The sequence below is a fragment of the Paraburkholderia sp. GAS206C genome (genome assembly GCF_050435645.1).
In the GTDB taxonomy this organism is placed as follows: Bacteria; Pseudomonadota; Gammaproteobacteria; order Burkholderiales; family Burkholderiaceae; genus Paraburkholderia; species Paraburkholderia phenazinium_B.
In genome coordinates this window covers 498436-524264 of record NZ_JBNDKR010000005.1, presented here as the reverse complement: position 1 = coordinate 524264, position 25829 = coordinate 498436, and the positions used below count along the sequence as shown (strand labels likewise).

22 protein-coding genes are annotated in these 25829 nt (G+C 60.6%); 10 read left to right on the top strand and 12 right to left on the bottom strand.

All coding sequences use genetic code 11. From position 1 onward, the window contains the following. Positions 1 to 2 precede the first annotated feature (2 nt). Complete coding sequence (locus tag P3T20_RS17195) at positions 3 to 1292, top strand: NRAMP family divalent metal transporter (RefSeq protein ID WP_074266850.1); 1290 nt, start codon at positions 3 to 5, stop codon at positions 1290 to 1292. A 218-nt stretch (positions 1293 to 1510) separates the two neighbouring features. After that, the gene (locus tag P3T20_RS17190) at positions 1511 to 2230 is read left to right on the top strand and encodes a Crp/Fnr family transcriptional regulator (protein WP_074266851.1); all 720 of its coding nucleotides are present in this window, start codon (positions 1511 to 1513) and stop codon (positions 2228 to 2230) included. Here P3T20_RS17190 and P3T20_RS17185 read toward each other — a convergent pair. The 3 genes from P3T20_RS17185 to P3T20_RS17175 form a co-directional block, all read right to left on the bottom strand. Beyond that, a complete protein-coding gene (locus P3T20_RS17185) occupies positions 2227 to 3018 on the bottom strand; it encodes a PRC-barrel domain-containing protein (RefSeq protein ID WP_429287439.1) in 792 nt (263 codons plus the stop codon). The two genes, P3T20_RS17190 and P3T20_RS17185, sit on opposite strands and share 4 nt — an antisense overlap. Before the next feature lie 424 nt (positions 3019 to 3442). Further along, positions 3443 to 4972, bottom strand: a complete 1530-nt coding sequence (locus P3T20_RS17180) for an amino acid permease (RefSeq protein WP_074266853.1) — start codon at positions 4970 to 4972, stop codon at positions 3443 to 3445. A gap of 27 nt (positions 4973 to 4999) precedes the next feature. Next, entirely contained in the window at positions 5000 to 6385 is a 1386-nt protein-coding gene (locus P3T20_RS17175; RefSeq protein WP_074266854.1) for a glutamate decarboxylase, read from the bottom strand. A 141-nt stretch (positions 6386 to 6526) separates the two neighbouring features. Here P3T20_RS17175 and P3T20_RS17170 point away from each other — a divergent pair, with 141 nt between their 5' ends. Further along, positions 6527 to 7042 (top strand): hypothetical protein, encoded by a 516-nt coding sequence (locus tag P3T20_RS17170; protein ID WP_083611569.1) that lies wholly within the window; start codon positions 6527 to 6529, stop codon positions 7040 to 7042. 101 nt (positions 7043 to 7143) lie between these two features. Here P3T20_RS17170 and P3T20_RS17165 read toward each other — a convergent pair whose 3' ends face one another. Next, positions 7144 to 7731 (bottom strand): BPSL1445 family SYLF domain-containing lipoprotein, encoded by a 588-nt coding sequence (locus P3T20_RS17165; protein ID WP_074266855.1) that lies wholly within the window; start codon positions 7729 to 7731, stop codon positions 7144 to 7146. A gap of 472 nt (positions 7732 to 8203) precedes the next feature. Between P3T20_RS17165 and P3T20_RS17160 the strand changes: the two genes are divergently transcribed. Both P3T20_RS17160 and P3T20_RS17155 read left to right on the top strand, forming a co-directional pair. Continuing rightward, positions 8204 to 8728, top strand: coding sequence for a universal stress protein (locus tag P3T20_RS17160; protein ID WP_074266857.1), 525 nt, complete (start codon positions 8204 to 8206; stop codon positions 8726 to 8728). A 177-nt stretch (positions 8729 to 8905) separates the two neighbouring features. Then, entirely contained in the window at positions 8906 to 9844 is a 939-nt protein-coding gene (locus tag P3T20_RS17155; RefSeq protein ID WP_254368948.1) for a lysylphosphatidylglycerol synthase transmembrane domain-containing protein, read from the top strand. On the opposite strand, the gene P3T20_RS17150 is transcribed toward P3T20_RS17155, so the two are convergent. From P3T20_RS17150 to P3T20_RS17125, 6 genes are all read right to left on the bottom strand, one after another. Beyond that, entirely contained in the window at positions 9841 to 13869 is a 4029-nt protein-coding gene (locus P3T20_RS17150; RefSeq protein WP_429287438.1) for a CheR family methyltransferase, read from the bottom strand. The two genes, P3T20_RS17155 and P3T20_RS17150, sit on opposite strands and share 4 nt — an antisense overlap. Positions 13870 to 13909: 40 nt before the next feature. Next, positions 13910 to 14953 (bottom strand): zinc-dependent alcohol dehydrogenase, encoded by a 1044-nt coding sequence (locus P3T20_RS17145; protein WP_074266860.1) that lies wholly within the window; start codon positions 14951 to 14953, stop codon positions 13910 to 13912. Positions 14954 to 14986: 33 nt separating this feature from the next. Continuing rightward, the gene (locus P3T20_RS17140) at positions 14987 to 16438 is read right to left on the bottom strand and encodes an NAD(P)(+) transhydrogenase (Re/Si-specific) subunit beta (RefSeq protein ID WP_074266861.1); all 1452 of its coding nucleotides are present in this window, start codon (positions 16436 to 16438) and stop codon (positions 14987 to 14989) included. Between the two features lie 10 nt (positions 16439 to 16448). Beyond that, entirely contained in the window at positions 16449 to 16811 is a 363-nt protein-coding gene (locus P3T20_RS17135; protein WP_074266862.1) for an NAD(P) transhydrogenase subunit alpha, read from the bottom strand. A gap of 80 nt (positions 16812 to 16891) precedes the next feature. Further along, on the bottom strand, positions 16892 to 18067 hold the full coding sequence (locus P3T20_RS17130; protein ID WP_074266863.1) for an NAD(P) transhydrogenase subunit alpha: 1176 nt from the start codon (positions 18065 to 18067) through the stop codon (positions 16892 to 16894). Between the two features lie 21 nt (positions 18068 to 18088). Further along, positions 18089 to 19471, bottom strand: a complete 1383-nt coding sequence (locus P3T20_RS17125) for an NAD-dependent succinate-semialdehyde dehydrogenase (protein WP_074266864.1) — start codon at positions 19469 to 19471, stop codon at positions 18089 to 18091. A 555-nt stretch (positions 19472 to 20026) separates the two neighbouring features. On the opposite strand from P3T20_RS17125, the gene P3T20_RS17120 reads away from it, so the two are divergent. Continuing rightward, a complete protein-coding gene (locus P3T20_RS17120) occupies positions 20027 to 20161 on the top strand; it encodes a hypothetical protein (protein WP_302050862.1) in 135 nt (44 codons plus the stop codon). Between the two features lie 116 nt (positions 20162 to 20277). Here P3T20_RS17120 and P3T20_RS17115 read toward each other — a convergent pair whose 3' ends face one another. Together P3T20_RS17115 and P3T20_RS17110 are read right to left on the bottom strand one after the other, a co-directional pair. After that, complete coding sequence (locus tag P3T20_RS17115) at positions 20278 to 20559, bottom strand: hypothetical protein (protein ID WP_074266865.1); 282 nt, start codon at positions 20557 to 20559, stop codon at positions 20278 to 20280. Positions 20560 to 20624: 65 nt separating this feature from the next. Next, a complete protein-coding gene (locus tag P3T20_RS17110; RefSeq protein WP_074266866.1) occupies positions 20625 to 21212 on the bottom strand; it encodes a hemerythrin domain-containing protein in 588 nt (195 codons plus the stop codon). A gap of 375 nt (positions 21213 to 21587) precedes the next feature. Between P3T20_RS17110 and P3T20_RS17105 the strand changes: the two genes are divergently transcribed. The 4 genes from P3T20_RS17105 (at position 21588) to P3T20_RS17090 (ending at position 25717) form a co-directional block, all read left to right on the top strand. Continuing rightward, positions 21588 to 21881: a hypothetical protein gene (locus tag P3T20_RS17105; RefSeq protein ID WP_143787642.1), complete on the top strand. Its 294-nt coding sequence runs from the start codon at positions 21588 to 21590 to the stop codon at positions 21879 to 21881. Between the two features lie 124 nt (positions 21882 to 22005). Continuing rightward, the gene (locus P3T20_RS17100; RefSeq protein WP_074266867.1) at positions 22006 to 22755 is read left to right on the top strand and encodes a YoaK family protein; all 750 of its coding nucleotides are present in this window, start codon (positions 22006 to 22008) and stop codon (positions 22753 to 22755) included. Positions 22756 to 23048: 293 nt separating this feature from the next. Beyond that, positions 23049 to 25073, top strand: coding sequence for a PAS domain S-box protein (locus tag P3T20_RS17095; protein WP_074269255.1), 2025 nt, complete (start codon positions 23049 to 23051; stop codon positions 25071 to 25073). Beyond that, positions 25070 to 25717 carry a response regulator gene (locus tag P3T20_RS17090; protein ID WP_074266868.1) on the top strand — a complete coding sequence of 216 codons (648 nt, stop codon included), beginning with the start codon at positions 25070 to 25072 and terminating at the stop codon, positions 25715 to 25717. Before P3T20_RS17095 ends, P3T20_RS17090 begins: the two co-directional genes overlap by 4 nt. Positions 25718 to 25829: the final 112 nt, after the last annotated feature.

Here is a 25829-nt window from a genome sequence, read left to right as displayed (position 1 = left end):
CGATGGATACGCTGATACGCGACCCGGTGAAACAACCGCCGCAGCCGAAACTGTTCGAGGTGATGGGCCCCGGTCTCATTACGGGCGCCTCCGACGACGACCCGAGCGGCATCGCCACCTATTCGCAGGTCGGCGCCCAGTTCGGCTATGGACTCGCCTGGACGTTGCTCTTCAGCTATCCGCTGATGACGGCCATTCAGGAGATCAGTGCGCGAATTGGACGTGTAACCGGATACGGCATCGCCGGCAATCTGCGCCGCCACTATCCGCGCTGGCTTTCGACCAGTGTCGTCGCTCTGCTGATGACCGCGAACGTCATCAATCTCGGTGCGGATCTCGGTGCAATGGGTGCCGCGCTCAAGCTTCTGATCTCAGGCCCGGCATTGCTCTATGTCTGCCTTTTCGGCCTGCTTTCGATCGCACTGGAGGTTTTCACACGCTATGCGCGCTACGTCTCCGTTCTGAAGTGGCTGTGCCTGTCTCTATTCAGCTATGTGATCTGCGCGTTCGTCGTGAAGGTGCCGTGGCGTGAAGTGGGCTGGGCGACCATCTGGCCGCCGCTATCGGCCAGCCCCGACTATCTCGTCGCGATAGTCGCGGTGATGGGCACCACCATCAGCCCCTACCTTTTCTTCTGGCAAGCCGAACAGGAAGTCGAGGACCAGCGCGAGCGGCCTAGCGCACACCCGCTGACCCACGCGCCATGGGAAGCAAAGTCGGAATTCACGCGGATTCGCATCGACACCTACCTGGGAATGGCGTTATCGAACGTCATTGCGTTCTTTATCGTCGTGACAACGGCAGCGACGCTACACGCCCACGGCATGAGCGACATCCAGACATCCGGCCAGGCGGCCGAAGCGCTTCGGGCTGTGGCTGGCCCCTTCACGTTTGTGATTTTTGCTGCCGGGATTATCGGCACCGGTCTGCTGACCGTTCCCGTACTTGCGGGCTCGGCAGCTTATGCGGTAGGCGAACTACTATCGTGGCGTGTCGGCCTCGCGCGCCTTCCACTCCGGGCAAAAGCGTTTTACGGCGTGATCGCAGCGGCGACGCTAATCGGCGTCGCGCTGAATTTCACCAGTATCGATCCCGTCAAGGCGCTGTACTGGAGTGCCGTGCTAAACGGTGTGGTCGCTGTCCCAGTGATGATGGTGATGATGCATCTGTCCATGCGCACAGGCATCATGAGCGGTTTCACCTTGCCCATGCCGCTGCGCGTCCTTGGTTGGCTGGCAACCACGACGATGGCAATGACCGTCGTCGCCATGGCGGTCTCGGTGTTTGCGTAAGATATTTCGCTACTCAGGAGCAGCGTTCGATAGCGCTGCCCTATAATGAGATAAGGGTTCCCCCAAATCGCCTCACCTAAGGTCGTGCCGCAGAGGCACAACAGCACGTTTAGCCAGCTCCACGTCTAACCCCAGTTGAAGTCTGGCCTCAATAGGTAATTTCTTGGCGCGCTCGTTCAAAACAACGCCAGTTTTCAACAGAATGCCTAGGAGTGGCGATGCCCAACGCGCATCATCCCAAAGAGAATCACCTGCTATCGGTCCTGCCGGAAGCAGAGTGGAAACGCATCGAGCCGCATCTCATGCCGCTCGATATGTCACTGGGACAGGTGGTATACGAATCGGGTGACCGCCTCGATCACGTCTACTTCCCCACTACCGCCATCATCTCGCTGCTGTACGTGATGGAAGACGGTGCGTCCGCCGAGATTGCGATTGTCGGTAACGAAGGGCTCGTCGGCATTGCGCTCTTTATGGGTGGAGAAACCACACCCAGCCGCGCCGTCGTGCAAAGCGCAGGGCACGCTTACCGGCTGGACGCCCACATCCTGAAGGAAGAGTTCCATCGCGCCGGCCCCGTGCAGCGGTTGCTGCTTCGCTACACGCAGGCGCTGATTACCCAGATGGCGCAAACCGCGGTGTGCAACCGGCATCACTCCATCGATCAACAGTTGTGCCGCTGGCTGCTCCTGAGTATCGACAGACTGCCCTCCAACAAGTTGAAGATGACGCAGGAACTGATCGCCAATATGCTCGGCGTGCGCCGCCCTGGCGTGACCGAAGCCGCCACGAAGCTCCAGGACGCCGGGTTGATCCGTTATAGCTATGGCCATATCGAGGTGCTGGACAGACCGGGACTAGAAAAGCGCGTCTGCGAATGTTACGGCGTCGTAAGACGCGAGTTCGATCGGCTTCTACCCGATCTGCGCGCAATCTAAACCCTCTGCTTCGACCAGTAGCCCTCGCGGCCGTAAAACTCGTACAGTGCGGTCTCGTAGTCCCGGTTGACCGGAATCGCATCGTCGTACGCCGGACTCTGCTTGATCGCATCGCGCGTCAGCATCGTGGAAACGCTTGAGCCGAACCAGTCGATCGACTCGATCCATTCGGTCGCCAGCAGGACTTCCTTGCCGCCGGGCCACCAGTTGCGCGTATCCACGGTCAGATAGCGTATGACCCAGGCCTCATCGTCGAAGATAAAGCCGGAAACGTGACCAATGCTGCCGTCGATCGCCTCGATGTGGTAACCCTTCACCCCTTCCGTGCTACGCAGATGCGTATCCGCCAGCGGATCATCGGCCCCGGGGGCCGGGCCGACAACCGGGAAAGCACCCAGTGGCAAAGCGGCCGTCGCTGATTCGTCGAAGGCGGGATAGGCACCCATCCCCCAAATGTTCGCACCGCCCCAATACGTCGGATAGCCGTAGTAGCGCAGGTACTGGATCTCATGCTGACGCGACACGGGCTTATGGGTGTCGATATTCGGGCTGTCGCGCACCTGTAGTCGCGTGAGTTTTACGTGCACGGCGCTGGACGCGGGATCCGAGTGAGATACGGCATACGGCGAAATCAGCACCTGCCGATCCCTGAGCCAGTCACCTGTTTCGACCACCAGATAGCGAACGCCCCACGCTTCGTCGTCGAAATAGATTTGCCTCACGGTGCCGACATCGCCATCACTTGCCTTGACGGCGGATCCCTGCAAAAACGCTATGTTGCGCAGCATGATGGCCTCCACGTCTGCAGATATTGACTCTGACAATACGCGCGATCAGTTCGGAAAGCGGTACGTCAACGTACAAACCGCGAGCTATCTGCGATCCTCGCGCCGCCTTGCGGGCAGCGCAGGAGACGGCGAGCCCAAAGGCTGGTGCTTGTAGCGGTAGAGCGAGGTGGCGAACATCAACGCCATTCCCACTACGATTCCCCACATTGCCGATGTCATATCGTTCCTATTGCTCGGTTCGCGATCCAATCCTTCGCAGTGAAACATCTCTCGGCGGCAAGTCCACGATGGGTAGTCGAAGCGTGAATTCGCTGCCGGGACCTGGGCCGGCGCTGAGCACCGACACAGTCCCGCCATGTTACTCAGCAACGGCCTTCACGACGGCAACAGTCGTGGGGCACGTCGAATGATCCGCACGCACCTACTACTTCAGCGGCACCGCTGCGGGACGAACGAGCGTTGCTTCATGCACAGTCGCCCAGTCGCTGCGGCGAACGTGGTGGATGATCAATGGAATACCCCCGAACACGACGATGCCGAGCACGACCAGTCCCGTATAAAGCCAGGGCGAACCGACCGGCAACTGGTCCGGCGGAAAAAAAGAAACGACAAAGCTGAACAGCACGCCAGCAAAGCCGATTCCGGCAGTCAACCACATACCCGCCAAACCGCCCGGCACCGTAAAGGGGCGCGGCAAAGCCGGTGCAGAGTAGCGCAGCCGGATCGCCGCTGCATACATCAGCATATAGGCGATCAGGTAAAGCGCGATCGTCATGGCGGAAATCAGGAAGAATGCCACCGAGACGTCCTGGATCACGAAGTAGAAGCATGAAATAACGGTCACGATCAAACCTTGAACCAGCAGAATATGCGTGGGCATGCCCTTGCGATTCTTCGCCTGAAGGATCGGTGGCAGCTCACCTTCATGAGCTGTCTCGAGCAAGCCGCGCGACGGACTGCCGAGCCATGCCAGCACGCCACTGATTGCACCAACGCCAACCAGCAGCGACAACGCAGACACCGCCCAGCCCATGTGCCAGATGTCTACAAGCACGGCACCGAACGCGTCGAATACGCCGGATTGCAGCGAGATCTTGTCGTAGGGCAAAATCGCAGCAATCGGCAACGCGCCGAGTGCGAAGATCAGCACTGAGATCAGCGCACCCAGTCCGATGGCCGCCGGATACCCTCGACTTGGGCTGCGCATGTCCATCACGTGAACCGCTTGCACCTCGACGCCGGCAAACAGCAACACGATCCCTGCAAGAAACGAGATCGTGCCGAAGCCGTGGATTGCGGGCCAGAAGCGAGCATGACCGTCCTGGGACAGAGCGGCGTCTCTCAGGTGCTGCCAGCCCAGCGGATGTCCACTGCTAATCCAGTAGCCAAGCAGCGCGAGCAACACAATGCCTGGTACGATGGTGCCGATCACGAAGGTCCAGTTGGCAATCTTCGCGAACACTTCGACGCCTTGCAGCACGACCCACGTCGCGAGCCAGTACGCGACTATGCAGAAAATTCCGACGTAGGTCCCGTTCTTCGCCAGCTCGGGGCGACCGATCGTGTAGGCGAGTGCCGCCGCCCCAAAGGTGAGCGCAACGGGAAACCAGACGACGTTCTGAATCCACTGCAACCAGATAGCGAGGAAGCCCCAACGCGTGCCGAACGCTTCCGCGACCCACGTGTAGATGCCGCCGCGGCGGTCAGCAAAGGCACCGCCCAGCTCAGCAGAAATCAGCGATGCGGGGATCAGATAGAACACGACGGTAAACGCGAGATAGACGAACATCGTCATCTCTTCCTTGGCAAGCAAAGGAAGTCCACGCAGGCTTGTCACCACCGCGGCGGCCGTCATAAGTCCTATCGAGGTGACGCTCAGATACTGGCCGCGCTTCGAGGCATCGGCTGTGTTGGCGGTCGGTAGAGCGGCCACCGTGCTAACAGTGTCATTCATTTCGTGCGCTCCTTTGAAGAGGCGACATCAATCGTGGTGGAAGGTCGGGCCGGCGGTCGAATGCGGGACCGGATTCTTCGTCAGATGCGCGATGGCATGCCTGATGTCCTCGAGCAGCATCGACGCCATGTCACGCGTCACGCCGCGCCGGATCAATACGCGTTGCACGATGGTGTCCTCGCGTCCCGCCGGCAGTTCGTACGAGGCAATCTGCCAACCGCGCATCCGTACCCGATCGGACAGGTCGAAGAGCGTGAAGCCTGCTGTCTGCGGATGCTTCAGCTTGTAGCAAACAGCCGGCAACGCCCCGCGCCCGTCATAGATCATCTCCAGTGCATCGATTTTCGCCAGACCGTCGGCCAGCGCCTGCGCCGTATCGGCGCATTCCTGCTGGATATGCCGATATCCCTCACGTCCCAGACGCAGCAGCATGTAGTACTGCGCGATGATCTGCCCAGCCGGTCGCGAGAAATTCAGCGCAAACGTCGGCATGTCGCCGCCCAGATAGTCGACCCGGAAAATCAGCTCCTCAGGCAAGTCCTGAGTGCTACGCCACACTACCCAACCGACCCCAAGCGGTGCTAGCCCATACTTATGGCCCGACGCATTGATCGATTTGACGCGCGGCACGCTGAAGTCCCATTCGAGGTCCGGCTGGATGAACGGTGCGACGAACCCGCCACTGGCCGCATCGACGTGAATCGGAATATCGAGGCCCACATTGGTTTGCAGGTCGTCTAGCGCGGCCGCCAGTGCCCTCACCGGTTCATAGACGCAGGTGAACGTGATGCCGAGTGTCGCCACGACGCCGATCGTGTTCTCGTCGCAGTACTGAGCCAGATCTTCCGGGCGAAGTCCGGTGGCGTCGCCGCTAAGTGGCACCTGACGCATCTCGACGTCGAAGTAGCGAGCGAACTTGGCCCAGCACACCTGCACCGGACCGCAGACGAAGTTCGGCTTGTTGGTCGGCTTGCCTTGCGCTTCCCTGCGCTTTTTCCACTGCCACTTCAGTGCGAGGCCACCGAGCATGCAGGCTTCGCTCGATCCTGTCGTCGAGCAACCGGTGGTCTTCCACGACTTTGGTGCATGCCACAGATCCGCGAGCATGTGCACGCAGCGCATTTCGATTTCCGCGGTTTGCGGATATTCGTCCTTGTCGATCATGTTTTTGTCGATCGACAGATCCATCAGACTGCGAACTTCGTCGTCGGCGTACGTGGTGCAGAACGTCGCGACGTTTTGCCGCGAATTGCCGTCCATCAGCAATTCGTCGCGCACAAGATCGAATACCGCACGACGGTCGGAAGATGCTTCCGGAATCCGGTACTTCGGTAACGAAGATCCGGAGATCGTTGCGGCGTATTCGTCGGCGACCGCATCGGGCGACGATGGCGGAGACTTGAGAAAGGTCATGGTGCGGTACTCCTGATGTGAAATGAACACGTCGGCGAGCGCGGGAGACACGTGCAGAAGCAAGCGCGACGGTTTCGCGAGCGAACGCCGAAGAGAGTGAGATGGGGATAGGGAGCGGACCGGAGAGCTTCAGTCACCACCATGCACGAACGGTCGGGCAAAGTCGGTACGGTGCCGTACCGCGCTGCGGCCGTTCATAAAATCCGTTCATTGCATTGCGCCGCCATTGAGCGCAAGGTGGGGCATTCGCTGCGCTCGACGATGCGCATGCCCATTTGGAGAACCATCGTGGCAAAACACAATGCAGGCGCGGCAAGCGTCATTACGCAATCTACCGACGCGGCGCTGGCGGGCCTCGCACGTCACATCCAGAAGTTGGTGTTTGACCAGACCCTCGACAGCCGATGCGCGGCGAAGTTCGTCAAACGCCTGAAGAAGGAAGGCGAAGCCGTGGCCAAAAGCGATGGCGGAAGCAAGACGGATCGAAAGTTGCTGCTTGAGATGTTCGAATCCCTCGACGCGGCGCTGTTCGAACAGAATGCTACCTTGCTGGTGGCAGCCAATGCGTCGCTTCGCGAAAGTAATGCGGAGGTTGAGCTAGAGGTCGAAGGCAAACACAAAAAGCACCGTGCGCCCGGCGCGACGCTGGCTTCCTGACGCAGGCTTTTGGAAGCTCAAGGTCGAAGCGGCGATAGCAATAGCCGCCGCTCGTGCCCGTAAAACTCGAACAGTGCCGTTTCGTAGTACCCGTTTGCGCGTTACAGGGTCTTGAGCCGGCTGACCTTCGTACCGTCTAGCGTCACACCGGCCATCAAGCCAGTATTGGTCAACACGAATGCGTCCACCTGACCGGTTGCTGTACTCGTGTCGACGTTACCATTTGCTCCAACCTTCAGCAATGCCACCGAGGCATCGCCCCCCGCCGACCAACCCTCGCTATTGCGGAATTTCACCAGCGATTCGTCCGTCATGAACAGAAATATGATCGCCTTCGACTGCGCGCCAGCTTGCCAGCCGATCGAACCCGTTGCCGTACTGTAGTACCCGACAGTGCGGCCGCCGACCCGCAGCGAGCCCTCACCATACTGGCCACCTACGACAAAGCCGGCGTCGATGACTGAAGGGAACACCAACACTCCACGGGACTTCGCAACCAGTTCGCGCGATCCATTTGCGTCGTTGTAAAGCCGCGCCAACGTAGAGTCCACGCCAGCGTCGATGCTGTGACGCTTGTCCATCTTCGCGCTAGTGGCGTCGGAAGCGCCCGTCGTCGTGCAACCTGACACAGCAAGCCCGATCGCCAGAATCGAACCAGGCGTCGTCAACAGAAAATTTCTTCGCAGCATGATGGCCTCCACGTCTGCAGATAGAGACATTCACACTATGCTTGATCAGCTCGGAAAGCGGTACGTCAGCGTACAAACTGCTGTCTGTCTGGTGCGTCGACGCTAATTCGCAACTTGTACGGTAGCGTGCAGACGCCGGCCCTCAGTCGGCCTACCCTTCAAGTGAGGTACTGACCAGCCTCTCAAAGGAAAACGGATGTCGCTGCATGACTTCGCCAAAGATCTCGCTCACCTTGAATACGTTCTGCCATTACTCAAGCACGGCAATCCGCTGTCGTTACCGTACTGGCGGCGACGAGTCGTCGCTCTAGAAGCGCAGCAAGCCCTCTTGCCCGACGGCCGCAGGCGCGTGGCCCGGTTACTCAGGCTCTTTAACGAGTTCGAGCGAGCAGTTGTGCCGTCCCGGTAGCAGCTCGACACCATCCCGACGTTGGACGACGCTCACCGTCCTGACGAATTCTTCGAGGCCGATATGTATAGACGCATTCTGGTAGCGATCGATGGCAGCGAGACGTCTGAACATGCGTTTGACACCGCATTGCAACTCGCACGCGATAACGACGCGCAGTTGCAGCCGCTCTACGTCGTCGACAACCCATTGATGACTTACGACGCGGCCGGCTACGATCCGACGACCCTGCGCGATGCCATGGTTGAGGAAGGCCAGCGGTTATTGGCCGATGCATTGGCGCGGATGAAGAACGAGAATGTGGCAGGCGTGCCACGGCTTGTCGACGTCGCGCCAATCGGCGAGGACATTTCGGAGCGGATCCGCATCTCGGCCAACGAATTCAATGCGGATCTGCTGGTGCTCGGTACGCACGGGCGCCGGGGTTTCAGGCGTCTGTTTCTGGGCAGCGTGGCCGAACGCGTCGTGCGCAGCGCAAGCCTTCCAGTGTTGCTGGTGCCGAGACGGCAAGCGCAAAACACAGTCGCGGATGCGGCCAAACCCAGCCACACCAAGGCCGCCGCGGCGACGCATGACCAGCACAGATAAGGCTCTCGAAAACTTGCTGTGCCTTCAATTGCATCTCGTCCTATGAGTATCTCGCCACTCCACGCCGCCAGCGTTCCGCTTGCGCAGCCAAAGCCAGCACCCACACCTGTCGCCGAAACCGGCCTCGTGCACATCGCGCCAGGGTTACTCGGCAAAACGTCGCGGCTGCGCCTGCTCATGTTCTGGATCGTCGGACTGATGGGCTTTCTCACCGTCATTCTGGTGGTGCTGCACCTTGGCTCGCTGCAGAAGATGGCAGAACTGATACGCTCGGCTCGTCCTGGCTGGATGCTGGTCGCGCTCGCGGTTCAATCAGCTACCTATGTCAGCGCGGCGCTTGTTTGGCGCCAGGCCTTACGCCAGGCCGGCCATCCGCTGTCCCTTCGCACATTGATTCCCCTCGGCATCGCCAAGGTCTTTATCGATCAGGTGCTGCCAAGCGGCGGCGTCAGCGGCACGATGCTCGTGGTGCGCGGCCTGACCGGCCGACGAGTGCCCGCCGGGATCGCGATGGCGGCCATGTTGGCCGGCATGGTGTCGTACGACATCGCCTACCTGTTCGTGGTGCTCGCAAGTACCAGCGCGCTGTGGCTTCAAAATCGTCTGAACGTAGCCCTGATCGTTGGTATGGTGATCTTTGTAGTGGTTACAGTCGCGGTACCATGTGCGGTGCTGGGACTCAAACAATGGGGCCGACGCGCGCCGATCGCGTGGCTCAGCAAGTGCCTGGGCGTCACCGCGCTGCTACAGGAGTTGACCGATGCACCGACTCGCTTGCTCCGCAGCCCCAGCCTGCTGCTGCAGACAGTGGCACTACAGCTTGCGATCTTCGTATTCGATGCCATGACGCTATGGCTCGCGTTCAAGGCGATCGGCGAGATCCCACCGCTCTGGGTCGTATTCGTGAGCTTCATTGTCGCGTCTATGGTAGCCACCATTGGCCCCATTCCGGTTGGTCTGGGGACTTTCGAAGCCTCCTCCGTGGGAATGTTGAGTTTGCTTGGTGTGTCGGTGGAAGCGGCGCTCGCCGCCACGCTTCTGTTGCGAGCCCTGACTTTCTGGCTGCCGATGCTGCCTGGCATCTGGTTGACACGCCTGGAAGTACGACGCAGTTAGCGCGATTTCGCCTCCCCAGCGAGCAGACGCGTCAACGCCGCAATATCCACTGGCTTGACCATGTGGTGATCAAATCCTACCTCGGCGGATCTGAGCTGATCGCCTGGTTGGCCGTAGCCGGTGACAGCAATCAGCATAGCGCCTAGTGTGGCGGCCGACTCGCGTAGCTTCTTTGCCACCTCGTAGCCGTCCATTCCCGGCAATCCAATGTCAAGGAGCACAACGTCCGGCCTGAAAGTGCTGGCGGCTTCCAAACCCTGAGGGCCATCCAGCCGTGTCTCCACCACATGCCCTTCACTCGCCAGAAGCATGGCCAGGGCCTCGCTCGCATCGGCGTTGTCGTCGATGATGAGGATCTTGCCCGGAGACGCCTTGATCGGTGTCTGCGGTGTGCCGATCTGTCCCACCCCGGGCGGAATCATGCCCACTGGAAGGTCGACGATGAACTCGCTACCGGTCTTGCCATCGCTGACGGCCTCGACCGATCCGCCATGCAACTCAACCAGCCGCCGGACCACCGATAGCCCTACTCCCAGCCCGTTATGAAGCTGACCGTGGAGCACGGGACCCTTGACGAACATGTCGAACAGCGTGCTGAGCATCGAAGACGGAATCCCCCTTCCGTTGTCCTTGACACGAAGCGAAAGCCGATTGCCCGTTCTTATTGCGGTCAGGCTGACCGTGCCGCCGGGCGCCGTGTATTTAGCCGCGTTGATCACGATGTTTTCGACAACCTGAGACAGACGGGTAGGATCGACATACAGCAATACCGGCTCGTCCGGTAGCGACACCGACAGCGTGTGATGCCGTTCGTCCACAATCGGCCGGCAGACCTCGATCGCGCTCTGGACGATCGCTTTCAGCGTGACAGCTTGACGATGAAGCTCGATGCTGCCACTCGTCATACGTGTGAGATCGAGCATCTCGTTGACCAGTTGCGTCATGGACCGACCCTGTCGCTGTATGACTCCGACGGCCCAATCTCTCTGCGCTGAATCGACCGTTTCCGAGGCGAGCAGGTCTCCCGCCGAACACAGGGCCGCAAGTGGATTGCGCAGCTCGTGCCCAAGCATCGCCAGGAATTCGTTCTTGCGTCGGTCGGCCTGTGCCAGGCGCTCAGCGCGTTCACGAAGCTGGGCGTTGCTCATACCGCGGTCGGTGAGCTCGCGTTCCGTCGTCGCGACAGACATGGCATTGCCTTGGCCGTCAGAGAGAATCGACAGGGTGATCCAGATATCGATCACGCGTCCGTCCCTTGTGACCCGCTGGGCTTCATAGGAATGCAGCGCCTCATTGTGCGCAGCGTAGCGGATGAAATCCAGATGATCTTGCCTCGTGCCGGACGGTAACATGTCGGAGACAGTCATACCCAACGCTTCGGCCTCGGTATAGCCATACAACACAGTCGCGGCCCTGTTCCACGCAATCACATGGCCGTTCAGATCGAACACCGTCATGGCGTCATTCGAATCCTGAACCACTGCGGCAAGACGGCGGGACCGTTCGTCTGATGCCTTGACGTGGGTAATATCGGTCCAGGTCACCACCACGCCCGCTACCGGCGCACCAGGCGTGGCGATATACGGCGTGATACGTCGAACGTACCACTGTCCGGTCGCCGTTTCGATTTCTGTGCCATCCTGGCCGGCCTGGGTCGACCGTACCCGGCGAATATCCTCCAGCAGGGCGTCGCCCAGAGGATTCCCGAGCGCATTTACGATCGGGCGGCCGATGTCAGCCAATGCCAGACCCAGGATGCGGGCAGCGCTTGGAGTAAAACGCCTGATCTCGCCGTGCTGGTCGAGGAGCAGCGTCGCGATTTCCGTGCTGGCCAGAAGATTCGTCACGTCCGCGCTAAGCACCTCCAGCTGATGAACCTTCTGTCCCATTTGGGAATTGACTACATTCAGTTGCTCGTTAAGAGCCTGCAGTTCCTCTTTCGAAGTCTCGAGTTCTTCGTTGGCGGAGCGCAGCTCCTCGTTCATTGAGAGGATTTCCTCGTTCGACACCCGCAATTCGCCATTGCTTTCTTCCAGTTCCTCGATCGTGCTGCCAAGCTCGACCTGCGTTGTGTGAAGTTCGCTCTCGAGGTGCCAGAGATCGGAGTCCACACCGGTCGGCACCAGCAACGCCGGGCGGTCAACCATCGGCAAGCGGGCGAAGAGGACAAGCCATGCCTTGCCTGCATGAGCCGTGTCGAATGGGCGCGTCACTGTTATTTTTATCGCCGGGGCGCCACCATCGGAGACGACCTCAGTGACTGGCGAGGCTCCTGGGTCCTGGGTCGCGCGGCGCAATACGATCCGCAGCTTGAGGCGCAGCCCCTCGCGTGCCATGTCGAGAATGTTGCCCGTCGGTTCGCCGGCTGGCTGCCTCAGGTACTCATCGGCCGCCCCGCTTACATAGAGAACCTGGTGAGCGGTATTGATCAGCACCGATGCCGAATTGTGCTCCTCGAGCAGGGTGGCATTGACCAGTTCTGCATATCCCTTGCTACGCACGCCCACGCGACTCGACGGTGGGAATGCCTCACGGCGCACCGTGGCTGTGGAAAACCGATAGCCCGACACGGCCGGGATGACGACAGGACTGCGTTGGTAGATTCGCCAGGCCCTCGAAACTTCCTGAAACTGGCTGGAATCCGGATCGGTGCTCTCGGATCGCCCCAGAAACAGATAGCGCTTCGGGTTGAGCGCAAAGTGAAACACCTCGAACACACGCTGCTGCGCTTCAGGCTCCAGGTAGATAAGCAGGTTTCGGCAGCTGATCAGGTCGACGCGGGAAAACGGCGGATCGGCAATGAGGTTCTGTGGTGTAAACAGGATCTTTTCGCGCAAGGCCTGATCGATCTGATAGCCATCGCCGTTTGCACGGAAAAAGCGCTCGAGTCGCGCCTCACCCACGGGTAAGGCGACACCAGGCGCATAGATGCCCTGTCGGGCACGCGCGAGGGCTGCACGGTTTACATCGGAGGCAAGAATCATGAATGACCGGGTAAGCTTACGCATCTCGATCTCTTCCGTAAGCAGCATAGCTATCGAATAGGCCTCCTCCCCCGTTGCGCACCCGGGCACCCAAACCCGCAAGGGCTGATCGCTCTGCGGCTCGTTGAGCAGATTGCTGAGGACGCGTTCGGCCAAGGCCTTCCAGGCCTCAGGATCGCGAAAGAATTCCGTTACCCCGATCATCATGTCCAGACTCAGCGCCTGGCTCTCCTCTGCCGAGGTCCTTAGGATTTCGTAATACGCGTTGAGGCTGTCTACCTGGTTGACCGTCATGCGCCGCGCAATGCGACGCTCGAGGGTACCTCGTTTGTAACCCCTGAAGTCGGAGCCGGCCGTTGCCAATGCCCTGAGAACCGGCTCGAGATCGGCCATTGCCCCGGGTTCACCTGACCCCGGCAATACTCCTTCGGTGGAACGCGCAATGTAATCGAACAACACAGCTGGCATTTTTTCGACCGGCAACACGTAGTCAACCAGCCCCGTCGCGATCGCATGCGTGGGCATCGAATCGTGTTCAGCCGTATCGGGCGCTTGCGCCATCACCATCCCACCAGCCGCCTTGATGGCTCTCAGGCCCGCCGAACCATCCGCGTTAGCGCCGGTGAGAACAATCCCGATCGCACGATCGTGCTGGTCGGCGGCCAGCGAAATGAAGAATTCGTCGATCGGCATCGGAATGATCGGGCGTTCGACCCCAGGCCACAGCCTGAAAGCGCCATGCTCGATAACGACCGACACTTTAGGTGGAATAACATAGACGTGTCCCGCACGCAGCGTTATGCCGTCCTCAATGGCCGATACAGCAAAAAACGTATCTTTGGCCAGCAGCTCCGGGAGGTGGCTTTCGGCGCCGGGCGCCAGATGGACCACGACCGCGAAGGCGATATCGTGCGGAATGGTGGAAGCCGCGCGAAAAAACAGGCTTAGGGCATGAAGAGCGCCGGCTGACGCACCGATAGCGACGATTCGGAGAGCACTAGCAGTTCTGGGTGTCGAAGAAATATTGTTGGCATTATTCATGACACGTCGCTTTAGACTGCTGGAACCTCAGTGTAGCCGCTTAAAGATAGCGGCTGGGAGAAAACTCGAGCACCACGCGCGATGGCACATCGCCGTGTGCCAGGCGCTGGAACACGTTGTTGATCGCCGAAAGCGGCTGCAGCTCGATGTCGGCCTTGACCTTGCCGTCGGCAGCAAAGGCAAGCGCTTCCGCCATGTCGCGGCGATTGCCAACGAAGGAGCCGCGAATCGTGATGCAGTTGGCCACGACATCGAACAGCGGCGTGGGAAATTCACCCGGCGGCAGTCCCACCAGCACGCAGGTACCGCATTTGCGCGTCATGCCGACGCCTTGTTTGAACGCCCCAAGAGAGGGCGCCGTAATCAGCACGCCATGCGCGCCGCCGCCAGTGGCCTTTCTCACGGCGGCAATCGGATCGCCGTCCTTCGCATTGACCACGGCGTCGGCGCCGAGGCGTTTCGCATGGGCTAGCTTGTCGTTGTCGATATCGACCGCGCACACGTGCAAGCCCATCGCTTTGGCATACTGAATCGCTAGATGCCCCAATCCGCCAACGCCGGAGACCACGACCCATTCCCCTGGCCGCGCCTGGGTCTCCTTGATGCCCTTGTACGAAGTGATGCCGGCGCAGATGAGCGGTGCGGCTTCGCGAGCCACCAGACCCGCCGGTATGCGGGCGACGTAGTTCGGGTCCGCCACGATGTATTCGGCAAAGCCACCGTTTTTCGTGTAGCCGCCGAACTGTGCTTCGGCGCACACGGGCTCGCGCGCCGTGAGGCAGAACTCGCAGTGTCCACAGGCGGAATACAGCCAGGGCACGCCGACACGGTCGCCCTCCTTCACCGCCGTCACACCCGCGCCAAGAGCGGTGACGATACCGATACCCTCATGGCCCGGCGTGAATGGCAACGTTGGCTTTAACGGCCAGTCCCCGTTCGCGGCATGCAGATCGGTGTGGCATACGCCACAGGCTTCGGTCTTGACCAGAATCTGGCCGGGAGCGGGTTCCGGAATATCCAGTTCCTTAAGCACCAGCGGTTTGCCGAACTGTTCGACAACGGCAGCTTGCATTTTGGATGTCATGGCTTGTTCCTCGGTTGCGATGGGTTCAGCGTGCTAAGCCACAGCGGGCAATCCGAGCCCCCTGACCGCTTCGCTCATCTTGATGAGCACGGTCTGGGCGTCGCCATAGACCATGTTGCACTTGTCTGCGTAGAAGAGTTCATTAACGATGCCTGCGTAGCCCTTGCCTTCCCCGCGCTTGATCACGAACACCTGCTTGGCGTGGTCGGCGTTGAGAATCGGCATGCCGTAAATGGCCGAGGATTTGTCGCTACGCGCGGCCGGGTTCACCACGTCGTTGGCGCCGATTACCAGCGCCACATCGGCGGTGGCGAACTGGTCATTGATGTCCTCGAGCTGGAAGATCATGTCGTAAGGGACGCCAGCCTCGGCCAGCAGCACGTCCATCTGGCCCGGCATGCGGCCCGCCACCGGGTGAACCGCAAACTTCACCGACACGCCGCCCAGTTGCAGCAGTTTGACGAATTCGTATAGCTTGCCTTGACCTTGCGAGACCGCGAGGCCGTAGCCCGGCACGATGATCACCGACGCGGCATAGCGCATCGCGATACCGGCGTCGCCCGGCTGTGTGGGCTTGAGCTCGCCCTTGATCTTGCCCTGCTTGTGCGTGACCACGTCACCGAAATTGGTGAAAATCACATTGCTCACAGAGCGGTTCATCGCCTTGGCCATCAGCAGCGTCAACAACATACCGGCCGCACCCACCACCATGCCTGCGATCATCAATGCAGGGTTCTGCAGCACGTAGCCTTCAATGCCTACTGCCAGGCCGGTAAAGGCGTTAAAAATTGAAATGACCACCGGCATGTCGGCGCCACCGATAGGCAGCGTCATCAGGATGCCGAGTGCCAGCGCGCAAGCGAAGAAAAGGTAAATCCATGTGGGCATGGCCAGGATCAACGCCGCATTGCCCGCGCTAGCGAAGACGATATAGGCGCCGACAACGACCGTCAGCAGCAGCACCAGCCCGTTGAAAACCTGCTGACCCTTCACGCGTACCGGCTTGTTGATGACGCCGTCGAGCTTGGCCCACGCAATCAGCGACCCGGAGAAAGATACCGCGCCGATCAGCGCGCCCAGCAACGTCATGATCAGTGCGGGTGCGCCTTGGGCCTTGTTGCCGAACAGTTCCACCGCGGCAATCGCGCCGGCCGCGCCGCCGCCCATGCCGTTGTATATCGCCACCATCTGCGGCATGGCGGTCATCGCCACCTTGCGGCCGCCCCACCAGGCCACCCCGCCACCGAGCACCAGCGCGACGACGGCGAGCCCCAGGTTGACCGGCAGGTTGGGCCGGGCTGCCGCGCCGACGTCAAAGGCGTACAGAAAGCTCGCGAGCACGGCCACTGCCATGCCGATCCCTGCGACGAAAATGCCCGAAGGCGCCGTCACCGGCGAAGACATGCGATGCAGGCCATAGAGAAAGAGAAAAGCAGCAGCGAGATCGACCGCGCCGATGCCGAGTTGGGGGATCAGGGTCAGCATGGGGGCGCCCTCAATGCTTCTTTGCGTGGATTGACTTCACCGAGCCGGACTTACCATGTGCGCCGTGCCCCGCGGGGTGGCCGCTCGTCCTGAACATGGCGAGCATGCGGTCGGTGACGGCATAACCGCCTGCGGCGTTGCCCGCGCCGAACAGCACGGCGACGAAGCCGATCACCTGCTCCTGTACCGTACTCGCGTTCAGGAGCGCATAGATGCCGCCCACCACCACGATGCCGTGTACGAAATTCGAGCCCGACATCAACGGCGTATGCAGGATGGCCGGCACGTGTCCGATGATCACCCAGCCGGCGAACGCGGCCAGCATGAAGATGTAAATTGCGACGAAGCCGGAAATGCTGATCTGGAAGTCCATCTCTATGTCCTTGGTTCGGGCGTGTTCGTGTTCGTGTTCGTGTTCGTGCTGGTGTCGATGCCGGTGCCTGATAACATTGCTCACGCGGGCGTAACAGGTGCGGCTTTCGCTGGCGGCTTTTTCGCAGGAACAACAGGTTTTGCTGCCGCGTCGCTCGCCTCTGCCTTGTTTTCGCCCGCGTGGGTGAGCACCGTTTCGGCGAGAACTCCGTCGCTCCAGTCGATCTCGATGACGTTGTCTTTCATGATCAACGCGAGCAGGTTGTACTGATTCTTCGCATACAGCTCGCTCGCGTCCTCGCCGAGCAGCGAAGGCACGTTCAGCGGCGCGACGATCGTCACGTTGCCGATCCGCGTAGTCTCGCCAGGCCGCGTGTCTTCGCAGTTGCCGCCGCCTTCCGCCGACAGATCGACGATCACCGAGCCGGCCTTCATGCCGGCCACCTGTGCGTGGCTGATGAGCTTGGGCGAGGCCTTACCGGGAATCGCGGCGGTTGTGATGATCAGATCGGCGCTCTGGATGTGCTTCGTCAGCACGTCCGCGACCTTGATTTTTTCCTCGGCGCTCAGCTCGCGGGCATAGCCGCCTTTGCCGCGCGCATCGATACCGGTGTCGACGAAAGTGGCGCCCAGCGAGAGCGCCTGCTCCTGAGTCTCGGGCCGCACGTCATAACCTTCGACGACAGCTCCGAGCCGGTGCGCCGTTGCAATGGCCTCCAGCCCTGCCACACCGAGGCCCATCACCAGGACATGCGCCGGTCCGATCGAACCTGCCGCGCTGGTGATTTTGGGCACCACGCGAGCAAGATGCGTCGAGCCGAGTTGCACCGCGTAGTAGCCAGCCAGCGCGGACTGGCTCGATAGCGCGTCCATGGACTGGGCGCGCGTAATGCGTGGCACCCGCTCCATCGCGAAGCAGGTGATCTTCTTTTCGAGCAGGCGCTTCAACAGCGCGGGTTCGTTGTGCGCGTAGACGAACGAAACGAGGATCGCACCTTCCTTCATTGCATTGACCACCTCCAGCGCGGGAGGCTGAACGGCGAGCACGACATCGGCTTCTTTAACCAGCGCAGTGCGGTCCGCTATGAAGGCAACGTTCCCGAACGCGGCATCGTCCAGATGAATCGTTGCGCCCGCCCCCGGCTGCATATGCAGCCGGGCACCCAGTTTGATCAGTTTCTGGACCACGGACGGCACGAGCGCCACACGGCGCTCATGGGCCCGGGTCTCCGTCAGAACGGCGACATTGATATACATGGCGGGCTTTCCTTGTGGCGATCAGGCCGGTGCGTCGAGGTGGGCGGTGCGGACCAGCTTCGTATTGACGAACTCCTGTATGCCCATGTTGCCGAGCTCACGGCCGTAGCCGGAATCCTTGATGCCGCCAAACGGCAGTTCCGCATCGGACCAGTCGATGTTGTTGATAAACATCATTCCGGTGTCGACCCCGCTCGCAACGCGTTTGCCGCGCGCTACGTCTTCGGTGAAGACCGAACCGCCCAGGCCGAAGTCCGAGTCGTTGGCGAGCGCGATGGCTGCGGCCTCGTCCTTGACGCGGAAGAATGAAACGACCGGGCCGAAGAACTCATCGCGGAAGGCCGGATTGTCAGGCTTGATGTCCGTCAGGATCGTGGTCTCCATGAACGAGCCGGGACGGTCGATACGCTTGCCGCCCATCACCAGCGTGGCGCCATGTGCCACCGCATCGTCGACCTGCTTGAGCAGTTGAACGAGCGCGGCCTCGGTGGACAAGGGACCGTGCGTGGTCTTCTCGTCCATTGGATCACCCGCCTTCAGTTCGGAGAGTGCCGACTTGAATTTGGCGAGAAATTTGTCGGCGATTGAATCGAGAACAATGAATCGCTTCGCCGCGCAGCACGTCTGGCCAGCGTTATACATGCGTCCCCATACCGCCCAGGGAACGGTCTTTTCGAGGTCGGCGTCGTCGAGCACGATGAAAGCATCGCTACCCCCTAGCTCCATCGAAGTCTTCTTGAGGTTCTGCCCCGCTCGCGCTGCAATGCTTCTGCCAGCCTCGACGCTGCCCGTCAGCGCCACGCCCTTGATGCGCGGGTCGTCGATGATCCGCTCGGACTGTTCGTGCGAGATCAGCAGGTTGGTGTACGCACCCTTAGGCGCGCCAGCGTCGAGCAGGAGCTTCTCGAAGGCGATCGCGCATTGCGGTACGCAGCCTGCATGCTTGACCACCAGTACGTTACCCGCCATCAGTTGCGGACCGGCGACGCGTGCGAGCTGGTAATACGGAAAATTCCACGGCTCCACGCAGAAAAGCACGCCGAATGGGCTATTTTCCATGTGAGCTTCACCGACTTTCGGATTCAGCTTGGTCGGCGCGAGGAACACTTTGGCATGCTCGGCGTAGTACGCGAGGATGTCGGCGCTGAACTTCACTTCGCCGCGCGCTTCGTCGATGCGTTTGCCCATTTCAAGGGTCGCCAGCCTAGCAAATTTATCGACGTTCGTGCGCATCAGCGTGGCGGCCTTAGCCACGATTTCGGCACGCTGGGCGTAGCTGGTGTGCTTCCATGTCTGAAAACATGTCTCAGCGGCGGCGATCGACTTTTCAAGCTGCTCGTCGGTAAGCTTGTCGAAACTCTTCAGGACCTTGCCGTTGTTGGGGTTGACGCTTTGGTAAACCATGGTGGTGCCCTCTTTAAATGGAAATGTGCTCGAGTCCTATCGAGGAACATCAAGCGTGTACAAGATCCAAGGGTATGTGTGTTTGTTATCCTAACTATTGATCCAGATCACTTTACAAGCTTGGGCCGGATGGCGGCTTCGAACATCGGTAAGCGCTTTTATTCGCGTCCAATCCACAGCCCACCATGCGCTGTCGGCCATGCGAACCGATTGACCCAGATCAAACCGTTGCTAGATATCGAAAGATTCGCAACCCAGCTTGTCCTGCACTCAGACTTGCGGCCGCCAGCCTGACGGCTGGCGCGCTGTCCGGCCTAACCGTCCTTTGTGACAAATTGCCTCGCGAGACTCGCCCAAACGGCGTGGCTGCATGCAGCGCAGAGGTTCATGGTTGCACGCTGGATGCGATGTGTCTGTACGGTAGCAGTCAACGCCCTTAAAACGGGTACGGAACCGTACCGACTTCCAGCCACACTGTGAGCAATCTATGGATGAGCGACCCGAGCCACGTTAGGCCTGAGGCGCGCCTCAGCTGCAAAAGAAAGGGGAACACACATGAAAATCCACCCGCAGGTATGGATACTGATCGCGCTTTTGCTGATCGTTAATCTGAGTGCGTGCATTCTGGTGCCGGTTGGCGGTGACGGTGATCATCACGGCGACTATCACTCTGATCACGGTCAATACTAGGCGCGTACGGTTACGCCACGTCCCAACACAGCGTTCGGCCGTCATCTGGGGCACCCGTACCCCGTCCTTCGATTTCTGGTTTTACGACAGCCTGTCGCCGCGATGAGGTAGACGGCCTAACCATGAGCGAAGGAGTCGCCCATGATCTCGTCGCGTTCAGCTGCGTCGGACAGCAGGAACTCTTTCCTCGCCTCATCCACTACGTGCCGTACGTACGCGCTATAGCCGGCGCGACCTACCGTTTCGATGTCCCAGTTACATGCCTCAGCATCCGGTGCATGCGCTTTGGGCAACGGTAAAGAGACGTCCCAGGGATAGCCGGACGCCGGCGGCTTCAGCAGTACCCGCCTATGGACTTCCTGCTGGATCTGCCTGGCAGTAAGCACCTTTCTGAACATGACGACCTCCCTGGGTCAATGTGTGGTCGGGTGTCTGTTGACGGCCCCCGAATGCCGGCATGACGTCAGGCGCCCTGCCCAAACGGTTCTTCTACGCCCGCGGCACTCACTTCCGCGGTGATGACCCGATACAGTTCGGCGAATCGCTCGTCTACCGTAGCGTCGAAGAGCGGATCAGGCTGCCCATACGCACCTGCGCTTTCGAGTTCATGCCAGTCCGCGCCGCTGAGGTTTTTCTCCGCGGCGGGGAACAGCGTCAACTCCTCGATGACCATGTTGTGCCGTAGCCGCTCGGCGTAAAGCCGGACACGGCTATCGACGAGCTCCTGTGACATGTTTTCGCCGCGTACCGCAGACTCCAGGTCCCGCAACAGATCACGACCATCCCGGATCAGCACTTGATGCTGGGACTCGATTTCCCGACCGAATTCGACCGATAGCGCTCTCTTTGCCAGCAGCTTCTCGACCATCCGGTCTTCGATCACGTGATGCGCAAGGTCGGCAAAGCGTGTCAAATAGCACAGCGCGTCGACCAGCAACGCGATATTCGGGGCGGTCGCATCCGTGCGCAGGCACGATTGACGATTGAGCAGGTTCACAAGGCGCGCAAGCCTGACGTGTTCCGCCTGAAGTTTCTCGATGATGACGCGCATGATATCCCTCCGCGTATTCAGCGTCGTTTTGATCCGGATGCACGAATCGCGATCACGATCGCTCGCCGTGCATGTCGTCCTGTCTATTTGTGTTTCAGGGCGTCTTCGACTCTCTACCGTCTTGCGCTACGCACCGTAATTACGGTGCGCTCAACGTCCGAGGAGGTCGGTACGGTGCCGTACAAGTGCGCAATCGGCAGTACGGCAGTACACAACGCCGAGCACTTTCGCAGATGCGGCAACTCACGATTCTCGCAACATGATCGATACGCCCAGTTCCCAAAAACACTGGAGGCATTGCTTCGGTCACGATGCAATGCCTTTGCAAAAGTCATCGGACGGCGAGTTTCATCTCGGGCTGCGCATTTCCATCACATGGACAGCCTGTCCTTCGACGCCCGCGAAGAGCAACACGATACCGGCCAGAAACGCGATGGTGCCGAAGCCATGAATCAATGGCCAGAACCGTGCATGACCGTCATGCAAACGACTCTAAGCTCGCGCACCGCTATTCCGTTGACCTGGATCAACCAATGGGGAAGCGCGTGGCGCCATCGAACCGTCGCCAGCGGCTTGCCCGATCAGATCGACCGGATGTCCGACCGTATGGCCCGCACGCGCATTACGCCAACTGATCGGCTGGCGCGACGCCAATGTGGCTTTGGTTGATCCAGATCAGCGCGAAGCCGTCTTCGTTGTCCATGATGAGTTCCCGACGGTCCGCGGCGAGTCGCGTATCATCAACGGCTTCCCGTTCAGCCACTGCAACGCAGCTTTGCGCCGGGTCCATGCCATGCCTATCGACTATCTTCGCAGCTTCGCCCGCCCCGAGCGCACCGATCAGAGCAACCGGCGCCTTGGCCGCTCGCTCGCGTTCATCGCCGGTGCCGCGAATGCCGGCGGCTTTCTCGCGGTCGGCCAATACACGTCGCACATGTCGGGGATCGTCTCGTCACTGGCCGATAACCTGTCGCTGGGTGACCTTGGCCTCGTGGTCGCGGGATTCAGTTCGCTCGTGGCGTTTCTGGCTGGCGCAGCGCTATCGGCCATCCTGATCAACTGGGGCCGGCGGCGGCGCGCACAAAGCGAGTACGCGATGCCGCTGATGCTGGAAGCCGCGTTATTGCTGTGTTTCGGTCTGCTGGGATCGAACCTCGAGAGTCATCGCGTCCTGTTCCTGCCCGCTACGGTTGGGTTGCTGTGCTTCGTGATGGGCCTGCAGAACGCCATTATCACGAAGATATCGAAGGCCGAAATCCGGACCACGCACGTGACCGGCCTCGTTACCGACATCGGAATCGAGCTAGGTAAGCTGCTTTACTGGAACGTCTCCGAAGCGGGCCCAGGCGTGAGTGCGGTCAGGGCTGACCGGTCGAAGCTCGGCCTGTTCGCTTCGCTGCTCGGCATGTTCTTCGCGGGCGGACTGGCGGGAGCGCTGGGCTTTAAATACGAGGGCTTCGTGTCGACCGTGCCGCTGGCGGCGATGCTGGTTGTGCTGGCGGTAGTGCCACTGGTGGACGATCTGGTGGGACAGCGGCGCTAGCTAAGGCCAGTCGTGTCCTACCGTCCGGCAATTCGTATCGAGGCCGCCCGCAAGCCGGCATGAAACAAATAGACGACAATTTCGCACGCACGCGCTATGTTGAACAGATTGCTCCTGCGTTCGCTTCGTCCGTTCAGGATCGCGCCTTCTCACGCTGAGCCACCGAATCATCACCGAGGCACGCTCGCATGTCCGGTCACGCCAAGCTTCCCGCCTATGACGCGGCGAACCGGTCCACGCCGGAGATCGCTCCCAACCGCCGACCCGTGCTCATTGCCGCGCTGACATTCGTGATGGCGATGGCCATCACCGTCAGCTCGGCGAGCCTTGTCCGCGACCATCTGCGGCATGCCGCACAGGCGCACTTCGAGTTGCGCACGCAACGCATCACGGCGGACCTGCGCGACGAATTCCGGGCCTGCGAGCAGGTAATGCTCGGTGCGAGCGGTCTGTTCGCCGATGTCTCGCCACCCGGGGCCGTCACACCTGAGCTCTGGTCCCGTTACGTGTCTCAAATCGATCTGGCCGACACCCTGGCCTCAGCCCGAGCGCTCGGGTACGCCGATGCGCCTCACCCCACAGCGCTGGGCGCATCCGGGTCGCTGTTCGCGCCCGTCAGAGTGATGTGGCCCAGGTTCGCCGATGCGGCGCGCCCCGATCGCGACCTCGGGGCCGATGCGACTGCGCGTGCGGCGCTCCTGCGCGCCGGCGATTCCGCACAGGTCTCGCTGTACGTGCACGCCGGCGGGCAACAGGCGCCCCAGGGCAATGAGCGCGCCATGCTCGATCTGTATTTGCCGGTGTATGCGGCCGGGTCCGCGCCGCTGTCGCGCGAAGCGCGGCGCGCTGCGATCTCGGGGTTCGTGGTTGCGGTGCTCGATACCGGACAACTTTTCGGCGACATCGTCATGCGTGACCCACGCCTTGCACTGCGCGTCACGGTGAGCAACGCGGGTGCACCAATGCCACTGTTCACCACGGACACGTCATCGGACGATTCCGCCGACGCCCCGCCGCTGTTCCACGAGACAGACACGCTGACTGTCGGCGGCGAAGCGCTAACGCTGTCCTACAGCACCAGCGACGCCGCTCTGAGCGCCATTCCCGATTACAGCAGCAACGCGGTCCTCGCCGCCGGAACGCTCGCCGCGATCTTTCTCGCCGGCATCGCCTTTCTGCTCGCCCGCCGTGCGGCAGGCACATCGGCGGAAACCAGCCGGGCGAGTTCTCAATCGACGCTCAACGAAGCCCGCATGATGGGCATCATCAGGTCATCGATGGAGGCGATCATCACCGTCGATGAAGCGCAGCGCATCGTGATCTTCAATCCGATGGCAGAGCGCATATTCGGCTGCTCTGCGATGGACGCCATCGGCGCGCCTCTCGTACGCTTCATTCCGGAACGCTTTCGCAGTGCACACGAAAAACATGTCGAACAGTTTGGCGTGACAGGCGTCTCGGAGCGCCAGATGGGCCGGCAGCGCGTCCTGTTCGGGCTGCGGGCAAACGGCGAAGAATTTCCGATTGAAGCGTCGATCTCGCAGATTCTCGACGCGAACGGCAAGCTGTACACAGTGGTACTACGCGACGTCACCGAGCGCGTCAGGGCCGATAACGCGCTAAAGGCGTCGCGCGAGGACCTGCGCGAACTGTCGGCGAATCTGCAAAACGTGCGCGAGGAGGAGAAAGCCCGCATAGCCCGCGAATTGCACGACGACCTTGGCCAGCAGTTGACTGCCCTGAAGATGGATCTATCGTCCGTCGAACTGGCGCTCGACGCCCTGCCCGCGGGCGATCCGGAAGTGCGCACCCAGTTGCGCGGCATGCGCCGTCTGATCGACGCGACCGTTGCGTCGGTACGGCGCATTGCGGCGGACCTGCGGCCCGTGATGCTCGACGACCTCGGTCTCGTGCCCGCGATCGAATGGCTCGCGAACGATTTCACGAACCGTTATGGTATCGACATCGAACGTCAGATCGAGCCGGGTGACATCGTGTTTACCCGTAATGGCGCCACCACCCTGTTCCGGATCGTCCAGGAGGCGCTCACCAATGTCGCGAGGCACGCGGACGCGACACTCGTCACGCTGGTATTACGCATCGAAGGCGAACAATGCATCCTGCGAATAGAGGACAATGGTCGAGGTACCGTCGAACCGGATGGCCGAAATAGCAAATCGTTTGGATTGCTCGGCATTCGCGAGCGCGCACATATGCTCGGCGGCTCGATCTCAATTGAAACGGCGGCCGCGCGCGGCTTTGCAATCACCGCCGTTTTCCCGCTGCATTCGATCCAACAGGATGAGACACTCCCATGACCCGCGTGCTACTGGCCGATGACCATGCGCTGGTGCGCGACGGTCTGCGCCACATCCTCAAGAGTGCAAGCGGTTTCGAGGTCGCGGGCGAAGCCAGCGATAGCACAAGCACCATTGCGCTCGTCCGCGCGAGTGCGGCCGACGTGCTCGTCCTCGACCTGTCGATGCCCGGGCGCAATGGCATTGAACTCATCAGACAGATCAAGGACGAGAAGCCCACGCTGCGCGTGCTGGTACTGACCATGCATGCAGAACAGCAATATGCCGTGCGTGCCTTCAAGGCCGGCGCGTCGGGCTATCTGACAAAGGAAAGCGCCAGTGCGGAACTGGTGGCGGCGGTCACCAAAGTGGCCGCCGGCGGCGTCTATGTGAGCCTCGCGATGGCGGAGCGCTTCGCACTGAGCCTGAACGAACCCGTCGACACCTTGCCGCACCAGCGGCTCTCTGACCGCGAATTCGACGTATTCCGGCGCATTGCCGCCGGCCAGACCATCTCGGAGATCGCGCAGGAACTCAGCGTCAGCGCTAAAACGGTCAGCACGTACAAAACCCGCATCCTTGAAAAGATGCAGATGCCGCACGACACCGCGCTCGTGCGTTACGCGATCCGTCACAAGCTCTTCGAAGAAAACGACGAACTCTGACCCCGCCGCCGCAGCGTCCGTAAAAAGTCGCAGACTTGAAGTGGGACAGGTGGCACGTCATCCCAACGGGGAAGTCGTGTAGGCAAACCCCTACACAGCTTCCATATAGCCT

Bases quoted from the DNA above. Each gene is read 5' to 3' on its own strand.
- P3T20_RS17150 (WP_429287438.1), bottom strand. From the start codon at position 13,869: ATGAATAATGCCAACAATATTTCTTCGACACCCAGAACTGCTAGTGCT.
- P3T20_RS17180 (WP_074266853.1), bottom strand. From the start codon at position 4,972: ATGAATGACACTGTTAGCACGGTGGCCGCTCTACCGACCGCCAACACA.
- P3T20_RS17175 (WP_074266854.1), bottom strand. From the start codon at position 6,385: ATGACCTTTCTCAAGTCTCCGCCATCGTCGCCCGATGCGGTCGCCGAC.
- P3T20_RS17120 (WP_302050862.1), top strand. From the start codon at position 20,027: ATGAAAATCCACCCGCAGGTATGGATACTGATCGCGCTTTTGCTGATC.
- P3T20_RS17125 (WP_074266864.1), bottom strand. From the start codon at position 19,471: ATGGTTTACCAAAGCGTCAACCCCAACAACGGCAAGGTCCTGAAGAGT.
- P3T20_RS17095 (WP_074269255.1), top strand. From the start codon at position 23,049: ATGGCGATGGCCATCACCGTCAGCTCGGCGAGCCTTGTCCGCGACCAT.
- P3T20_RS17195 (WP_074266850.1), top strand. From the start codon at position 3: ATGGATACGCTGATACGCGACCCGGTGAAACAACCGCCGCAGCCGAAA.
- P3T20_RS17135 (WP_074266862.1), bottom strand. From the start codon at position 16,811: ATGGACTTCCAGATCAGCATTTCCGGCTTCGTCGCAATTTACATCTTC.
- P3T20_RS17110 (WP_074266866.1), bottom strand. From the start codon at position 21,212: ATGCGCGTCATCATCGAGAAACTTCAGGCGGAACACGTCAGGCTTGCG.
- P3T20_RS17090 (WP_074266868.1), top strand. From the start codon at position 25,070: ATGACCCGCGTGCTACTGGCCGATGACCATGCGCTGGTGCGCGACGGT.
- P3T20_RS17190 (WP_074266851.1), top strand. From the start codon at position 1,511: ATGCCCAACGCGCATCATCCCAAAGAGAATCACCTGCTATCGGTCCTG.
- P3T20_RS17145 (WP_074266860.1), bottom strand. From the start codon at position 14,953: ATGACATCCAAAATGCAAGCTGCCGTTGTCGAACAGTTCGGCAAACCG.
- P3T20_RS17115 (WP_074266865.1), bottom strand. From the start codon at position 20,559: ATGTTCAGAAAGGTGCTTACTGCCAGGCAGATCCAGCAGGAAGTCCAT.
- P3T20_RS17140 (WP_074266861.1), bottom strand. From the start codon at position 16,438: ATGCTGACCCTGATCCCCCAACTCGGCATCGGCGCGGTCGATCTCGCT.
- P3T20_RS17105 (WP_143787642.1), top strand. From the start codon at position 21,588: ATGGACAGCCTGTCCTTCGACGCCCGCGAAGAGCAACACGATACCGGC.
- P3T20_RS17165 (WP_074266855.1), bottom strand. From the start codon at position 7,731: ATGCTGCGAAGAAATTTTCTGTTGACGACGCCTGGTTCGATTCTGGCG.
- P3T20_RS17100 (WP_074266867.1), top strand. From the start codon at position 22,006: ATGCCTATCGACTATCTTCGCAGCTTCGCCCGCCCCGAGCGCACCGAT.
- P3T20_RS17185 (WP_429287439.1), bottom strand. From the start codon at position 3,018: ATGCTGCGCAACATAGCGTTTTTGCAGGGATCCGCCGTCAAGGCAAGT.
- P3T20_RS17170 (WP_083611569.1), top strand. From the start codon at position 6,527: ATGCACGAACGGTCGGGCAAAGTCGGTACGGTGCCGTACCGCGCTGCG.
- P3T20_RS17160 (WP_074266857.1), top strand. From the start codon at position 8,204: ATGTATAGACGCATTCTGGTAGCGATCGATGGCAGCGAGACGTCTGAA.
- P3T20_RS17130 (WP_074266863.1), bottom strand. From the start codon at position 18,067: ATGTATATCAATGTCGCCGTTCTGACGGAGACCCGGGCCCATGAGCGC.
- P3T20_RS17155 (WP_254368948.1), top strand. From the start codon at position 8,906: ATGTTCTGGATCGTCGGACTGATGGGCTTTCTCACCGTCATTCTGGTG.